Genomic DNA, 7,842 nt, shown 5'->3' on the forward strand with positions numbered 1-7,842 from the left:
GGGGTCGGTTAAAATATGGATTCTGGTTGTTATTATTTTTATTCGTGTCGGCAACCATGTTTGCGCAATATTTTGGGCAGAACAAGCCTCAATACAAGCAATTTAAATTTGAACTGTACAAAACACCTCACTTCGAGATTTACCATTATTTTAAATCTGACAGCCTGGTGAGAGCCCTGGCCAACCAGTGCGAGAAGTGGTATAATTACCATCAGCAAATATTATTAGATACCTTCGTTATTCGTAACCCATTGCTGATTTACAGCAACCATGCCGATTTTCAGCAGACTACAGCAATCAGTGGCAACATCAGTGTTGGTACTGGAGGGGTTACGGAAGGTATTAAACGCAGGGTCGTAATGCCCGTCAACTTTTCCGGCCATCAAACAGATCATGTACTGGGTCATGAGATGGTGCATGCCTTTCAGTATCATATTATCCAGGAAAAAGCTGACCTGGGATTATCGGCCATCCAAAATATTCCCCTGTGGATGATAGAAGGCATGGCCGAATACCTATCTATCGGTAATACAGACAGCCATACGGTACTGTGGATGCGTGATGCACTGATTCATGACAAGTTTCCTACACTCAAACAGATGACCGTAAACTACAGTTATTCGCCCTACCGCTACGGACAGGCATTTTGGAGTTATATCGCACATACCTATGGAGAACAGTATATCAAGCACTTAATGCTCGAAACAGCCAATAAAGGCGTGGAAGAGGCTATTTCGGATGTGCTAATGATGTCCATGGATTCCCTTTCTACCTTGTGGAAAAACAAACTCGAAGATCACCTGCTCAATAATATTAACGACTCGACTTTCTCGGTTCATGGCGAACGTATTATTTCTCATAAAAACAGTGGCAATTACAACTTGGCTCCTTCTGTAAGTCCGGACGGAGAAAAAATTATATTCTTATCAGAAAGGGATTTGTTTAGCCTTGACTTGTTTATGGCTGATGCAAAAAACGGTCAGGTATTAAAAAAGATTTATTCTTCCACTTTTAGTGACGATATTGATGCTATCAGTTTTTTGGAGACAGCTGGTACATGGTCCAATGACAGTCGGCATTTTGCCTATGTGGCTTATGTGAAAGGAAAAAGTTCCCTAATTATTTTTGATACCGAAACAGGTGATATCTCCGATGCCATTACTTTTGACCAAGTCGATGGTATAGGCTATCCGGCTTGGTCGCCTAATGGGGAGGAGCTGGTTTTTACGGGGTTAAGGAATGGAATATCGGATTTATATCTGTATAGCTTCAGCACAAAAGAACTCAGCAACCTTACAAACGATAATGAGTGCAATTTGCAAGCTGCCTGGAACAACGAAGGTAATTGTTTATATTACGTTACCGACGCCCCATCTCCAACACAGGTTAAATATTTAAACCATCATTACAATCTGGCCTCCATATATCTAAAGACAGGTAAAAAAAAGGTTTACTCAGTTTTTGATGGTGCACAAAATGTAAATCCGATAGTAGATCCTGATGGCACAAAAATCTATTTTCTGTCGGACAGGGATGGCACCCGAAATTTATATGTTCTCAACGAAAGAACAGGCTCTGTAAAACAGCTGACACAATACCCAACAGGCATTACCGGGATGACCAACCTATCTCCTGCCTTAACAATATCGGGCAGGTATCTTTATTACAACATGTTATGGGAAGGTCGCTTTTCGATTTTAAAAGCAAACATCCCCCGGATAGAAAAAACGGCCGTTGAGGTAACAGATTTACAGCATAAACGTTATGCTTCAAGACTGATGCCTTATTCAAAATTTCCTTCGGAAGTAGATGCTAACCTGTTGGTAAACAAGCTAAAAACCCCTGCAGAACCGGATAGTTTTTATACCGAACCTATCAAAGCCAAATTTAAACTGGATTATGTTGGCAACACGGGGGTAGGGGTAATGACCGGAAGATTCGGCTCAGGAATGGCAGGAAGCATTGAGGCCCGTTTTAGTGATATCTTAAGCGAACATGTGCTATATACCGGATTAAATGTAAACGGAGAGATTTATGATTTTGGTGCCCAGGTGGCCTATGTCAATCAAAAACGCCCCATTAAATTAGGCACCAGCCTATCGCATATTCCATACCGAACCGGATATTACCGCAGTGAGACTAATGAAAGTTCGGGTGAAGATGAGCTATCCTATATATTTCAACGAACCTTTGTAGATCAACTAAGTTTATTTGGTTACTATCCAATTAACAAAGCGCACCGGATTGAAGCAGGGATCTCGGCAGCCTACTACAGTTACAGAACCGAACGAATAAATAACCCCAACTCATTTTATTCCACCACTACCCAAAAAAAACAGTTGGTAGATTCTCCTTCTTCTTTTGGTGTTGGCATTCTGGATTTGGCATATGTAATTGATAATTCAAAATACGGGTTGGCCTCACCTATTGAAGGTAAAAGAATAAGATTTGGTTACGAACGGTACTTGCACGGGGTAAATATGAATACTTTTTTACTCGATTTCCGAAAATATTTTAGAGCTAAACCTTATACTTTTGCTTTCAGATTTTATCACTACGGCAGATACGGAAAGGAAAGTGAAAGTGATAAATTACTCGGCATTTATATTGGTTATCCCTGGTATGTAAGAGGGTACGAAACCGGCAACTTTTATGGCAGCGAAGAAGACGGAAAAATATCAACCAACCAACTCCTGGGCTCGAAGGTGATGGTTTCTAACTTTGAAATGAGAATACCATTTAGCGGACCTAGAAAATACGGTTGGATAAGGTCTAACTTTTTGTTCTCGGAACTGGCTTTTTTTTATGATGCCGGATTGGCCTGGAACAGTGATTCGGAACCGGTATGGAGCCTTACCACGTTAAATGAGAACTCCAGAATTCCGGTAATGAGTACAGGAGCTGCCTTACGCATCAATCTTTTAGGTGCTTTGATTGTTGAACCGTATTATGCTATCCCAATTCATCAGGGCAAAATACACGAAGGTAACTTTGGCATCAATATTTTGTCGGGATGGTAATTCCACGGTCGTATTCAAACAATTCATAGAAACCAATCAAGGGCGCTAATTTCAAGGTTTCGATGTGAAATATTGATTATGATATATTCTTAACCTTAAGATAGAGCAGTTTATTATTCCTCAATTACAAAAAAGAATTACCTTTGTCACAATTTCATTTTAAGGATCATAGGGGTAAAAACTGTAAATGGAAAGTTAAACACGTAATTTTTATTTAAAAATGAGTAATGTAACTGTGAACAGAGCTGCTGACAACATTAGAGTCCTTTCAGCTGCCATGGTAGAAAAAGCAAAATCAGGACACCCGGGAGGAGCAATGGGGGGTGCCGACTTTATTAACATTCTTTATTCTGAATACCTTAACTATGATCCTAACGATAGGAAATGGGTAAACAGAGACCGTTTCTTTTTGGATCCGGGCCACATGTCGCCGATGCTATACGCACAGTTGGCTTTGACTGGCGCATACACCATGGACGAGTTGGCCAACTTCCGTCAGTGGGGAAGTCCGACACCCGGTCACCCGGAGGTTGATTTTGAAAGAGGTGTGGAGAACACTTCCGGCCCACTAGGGCAAGGACACACCATGGCTGTAGGAGCGGCCATCACCGAAAAATTCCTGACCGAACGTTTCGGAAAATGGATGAGCCACAATATCTATACGTTTATTTCGGACGGTGGTATCCAGGAAGAGATTTCTCAAGGAGCAGGTCGTATCGCGGGGTATCTGGGTTTGAACAACCTGGTAATGTTCTATGATTCAAACGACATCCAATTATCTACAAAAACGGAAGCTGTAACCACAGAGGACACAGCTAAAAAATACGAGGCCTGGGGATGGTCGGTAATGACTATAGATGGCAACGATTCGGATGAAATTCGTAAGGCATTGGAAGCGGCTCAAGCCGAAACCGAGAAGCCTTTCCTTATCATCGGTAAAACCATTATGGGCAAAGGTGCTGTTAAAGAGGATGGTTCGTCATTCGAAAAAATGGTTTCCACTCATGGCCAGCCTCTTTCCGCTGCCGGAGCGTGTTTTGATAGCACTATAAAGAATTTAGGAGGCAACCCTGAAAATCCTTTTGTGGTTTTTGACGAAGTTGCCGAGTATTATGCTGCAGTTACCGCCAAAAAAGCAGCTTATGTGGCTGCTAAAAAAGCAGAACAAGCTGAGTGGGAGAAAGCAAATCCGGAGTTGGCGGCTAAGTTTGCCAGGTTCTTTTCAGGTAAGGCCCCTGAAGTTGACTTCAGTTCCATTGAGCAAAAGCCGGGAGCTGCGACACGTGCCGCATCAGCAACTGTTTTAGGTGTATTTGCCGACCAGGTGGAGAACATGATTGTTTCTTCTGCCGATCTTGCAAACTCGGACAAAACGGATGGTTTCTTAAAGAAAACCAAAGCTTTTGAAAAGGGTGATTTCTCTGGTCAGTTCCTGCAATCCGGAGTTACCGAGTTAACAATGGCAGCTGTTGCAAACGGTATGGCCTTGCACGGGGGTGTAATCCCTGTTGTGGGTACATTCTTTGTTTTCTCTGATTACATGAAACCGGCTGTTCGTATTGCCGCGCTGCAACAATTACCGGTTAAATATGTTTGGACCCACGATGCTTTCCGCGTTGGGGAGGATGGTCCTACGCACCAGCCTGTTGAGCAGGAAGCACAAATACGATTAATGGAGAAATTGAAAAACCACCACGGCGATAACTCGATGATGGTTCTTCGTCCTGCGGATGCTGAAGAAGGCACCGTGGCTTGGGAAATGGCCTTGAACAACACCAAAACGCCAACAGCCCTTATCCTATCGCGTCAGAACATTAAAAATTTACCCGGAAGCAGCTACGAGCAAGCTTTACAAGCAAAAAGAGGTGCTTACATTGTTGAAAAAGATGCCGGTACGCCGGATGTCGTTCTGTTGGCAAGTGGTTCCGAAGTTTCAACTCTCGTGGAGGGGGCAGCTAAATTAAGAGAAGAAAAAGGATTTAAAATCCAGATTGTTTCCGTTATCTCAGAAGGTGTTTTCCGTAACCAGGATGAAGCTTACCAAGCAGAAGTGCTTCCCGTGAATGTTCCTCGTTTTGGTTTGACCGCCGGTTTGCCTGTAACGCTTGAAGGTTTGGTTGGTGCGAAAGGTTCTGTTTGGGGATTGGATCACTTTGGATACTCGAGCCCTTATACTGTATTGGACGAGGAATTCGGTTTTACCGGGGAAAATGTGTTCAATAAAGTAGTGGAAATGATGAGTAAATTAGTTGAAAGTTTATAGGTGTAGATTCTATTATATTATCATATTAAAAAAAGCAAGCTAGTAAAAGGCTTGCTTTTTTTTGCTATTCTTTTTAATACTAGGGGTGCGCAACAGGATTTCTAATACATATTACGGGTTTAATCCCAAAATTGTCATTAGATTTCATCTAAATGCCAATTCGATGATCAAAATATAATCACTACTTAAACACAGGAATGTAAGATTTTTGTAATCGCGATTACCTCGATACGGCGGATGCATACTGACATGAAGTAATTTATCAAACCTTTAATGACAGATCCCGGTTAATCGTGGTTCATCGCATCCATCACATGGTGGGAAAACCGCACATCAATACATATTGTCATCGCATGGTTTATGTGTTGCCGGAGCAACGTTACGAAGAACTATTTTTAGCGATAAGGGCAGCGACCACGGCAGCCCTTAAACCGCCATCAATATTAACTACGGTAAGATTTGGAGCACATGATGCCAGCATTGACGTTAGAGCCGCCTCTTTGGCCCTAAAGCCATAACCCACTGAGGTAGGGACTCCAATAACCGGAAGCGCCACCAAAGATGCCACAAAGGGAGCCAAAGCACCTTCCATTCCGGCCACCACGATAACGGCTTTGGCATTTTTATCCACACCCTGTTTAATCGCTTCCAGCACCCGGGTTGGATGGGCAATCCCCCGGTCTTCAAACACAATAGGATTTACGCCAACCGCCTTTAAAATAATTTCACATTCTTCAGAAACGGGATGATCGGCGGCTCCGGCACTTACCACCAAAATATGTCCCTTAGGGTCTGGCAATTCCCCGATGAACAGTACATTTTCGCTTTTGATAACAGGATAGCTGCCTTCGAATTGTTCTGCCACCTCATCGTTAAATTTACTGCGGGAGATTACCACACGGGGATGTTCTTTTAAGATGTCCCCTATAAGCTCCACGGTTTGTTCGAGCGATTTGTACTCACCATATATGATTTCCGGAATATTCGTGCGCATTCCTCGGTTCACGTCCAAAATATAACGACTGGCTGTTTCCATCCAATCCAATGAGAAGTGTTTTTGCGCTTCTTCCTTAGTTATTTCCCCTGCTTGTATCTTGTTAAAAATTTCGTCGAAAGTCATTTTTAAATAGTCATTAGAAAATTAGTCATTTGTCAATAGTGATAGGCCAAAAGTCTTTAATATTTGGTACCGGAACATTTTTAAGACCTCTCTATAATAGAACCGAAACCAATGGGAAGAATCTAATACCCAAACCAATTTTCGCCTTGTTTTTCTTAGTCCGTTGTTAAACTTTTTCCGCCATAGCCATGGCCATGTCTGTAAAGCTTGTCTGGAATGAAAAAATATCTTCAAAAAATAATAGTCTGTTTAATGAACACTCTTTGTTTTTGTTTTCCCCCTTTTTCAAGAAAAAAGGAAATACTCCATCAAAGATGGAGGGATGGGTCTCAACTTTTAATATACTGGTCTCAGGATCCCGTTTTCCAGCTTACCATCTACTAACTTTCAGTCTCCAGTTTTTATTTTCCCGTATCCAAATTGCAGATTCTACTATCGTACGCATTAGGCCTTGATGGTTTAAGATCGATGGTAGTAAACATCGCAAACTGTTCACCTAAAGTAATCAAATTATTCCTAAACTCACGATTGGCGATGGCCTTAAAACTTTCTTCATTGGAGAGTTCAATCCTTATATGGTCGGCATCATCAACCCGGCACCTCACATTATAATCCTGGGTTTCCGCAATAACGGCCTGCTCTATATTTCTAACTACATCCAGCGTTTTTTCCAATAAGGCAACGTTGTAATTGATTCGTGTAGCCAAACAACTTTCCAGATCGGCTATATCTTGGTCGGCGCCCATTTTTATTGCTATTTCTTTGGCTTCAGCTGATGTAATGCCAAGTTCTGCCAAGGGAGAAATAACTCCGTGCTCACTCAAAGCTTTTCGCCCGGGACGATAACCTGTATCGCTTCCTGTTGTTCCGTCTATGATCAGCACATCCGAGCCTAGGTCTTGTATAGCTTTAATTATTTGGCCTTTACAATGATAACATCTATCTGTCGGGTTTTCTATAGCTTTTGGAATAGGATTTACCGGGATTATCCTTAATTCTTCATGGCTAATTAGGCCAACTTGTTTCCTGATTAAATACTCACTGGCTCTTCCAAATCCATTGTCAATCCATACGGGTGTTACCGTAACATGGGCCATCTTCGCGGCACCCAATATGGCACAACTATCCATTCCACCGGAAAACATGAGATAGCATTCTCCTATCTCTCTTATCCGTTCTATAAGTTTATTTATTTTTTGCATAGTATTTAAAACCGGTTCCAAAGATCAATAATTAAATATATAATACAAACATGGTTAAAATTAGCTTAATTCGTGGTTTAACCCGCAATATGCATTAGAAATTCTATTACACATTGAAATATTACTTTAAAACAAGACACTTCGCTGCATCATTTCAACTCACCAGAACGATGCTCCCGAAAGTAATCAACGATTTTATTTAGCAAGAATACATTACACTATTTAAATCTTAAGTCA

The 7,842-nt window shown here is 41.6% G+C and carries 4 protein-coding genes; 2 read left to right on the forward strand and 2 right to left on the reverse strand.

Annotation, left to right across the window (positions count from 1 at the left end):
- The first annotated feature begins 26 nt into the window (after positions 1 to 26).
- Positions 27 to 3,020, forward strand: coding sequence for a basic secretory protein-like protein (locus tag ACT29I_RS22690; protein ID WP_430932953.1), 2,994 nt, complete (start codon positions 27 to 29; stop codon positions 3,018 to 3,020).
- Between the two features lie 220 nt (positions 3,021 to 3,240).
- Entirely contained in the window at positions 3,241 to 5,283 is a 2,043-nt protein-coding gene (locus tag ACT29I_RS22695; protein WP_430932952.1) for a transketolase family protein, read from the forward strand.
- Positions 5,284 to 5,662: 379 nt separating this feature from the next.
- Here ACT29I_RS22695 and larB read toward each other — a convergent pair whose 3' ends face one another.
- Both larB and ACT29I_RS22705 read right to left on the reverse strand, forming a co-directional pair.
- Positions 5,663 to 6,403 carry a nickel pincer cofactor biosynthesis protein LarB gene (gene larB, locus ACT29I_RS22700; RefSeq protein ID WP_430932951.1) on the reverse strand — a complete coding sequence of 247 codons (741 nt, stop codon included), beginning with the start codon at positions 6,401 to 6,403 and terminating at the stop codon, positions 5,663 to 5,665.
- A gap of 401 nt (positions 6,404 to 6,804) precedes the next feature.
- Positions 6,805 to 7,605 (reverse strand): exoenzyme S synthesis protein B, encoded by an 801-nt coding sequence (locus ACT29I_RS22705; RefSeq protein ID WP_430932950.1) that lies wholly within the window; start codon positions 7,603 to 7,605, stop codon positions 6,805 to 6,807.
- Positions 7,606 to 7,842: the final 237 nt, after the last annotated feature.

This window comes from Saccharicrinis sp. GN24d3 (assembly GCF_052400645.1).
Taxonomy (GTDB): Bacteria; Bacteroidota; Bacteroidia; order Bacteroidales; family Marinilabiliaceae; genus Saccharicrinis.

Bases quoted from the DNA above. Each gene is read 5' to 3' on its own strand.
- ACT29I_RS22695 (WP_430932952.1), top strand. From the start codon at position 3,241: ATGAGTAATGTAACTGTGAACAGAGCTGCTGACAACATTAGAGTCCTT.
- larB (WP_430932951.1), bottom strand. From the start codon at position 6,403: ATGACTTTCGACGAAATTTTTAACAAGATACAAGCAGGGGAAATAACT.
- ACT29I_RS22705 (WP_430932950.1), bottom strand. From the start codon at position 7,605: ATGCAAAAAATAAATAAACTTATAGAACGGATAAGAGAGATAGGAGAA.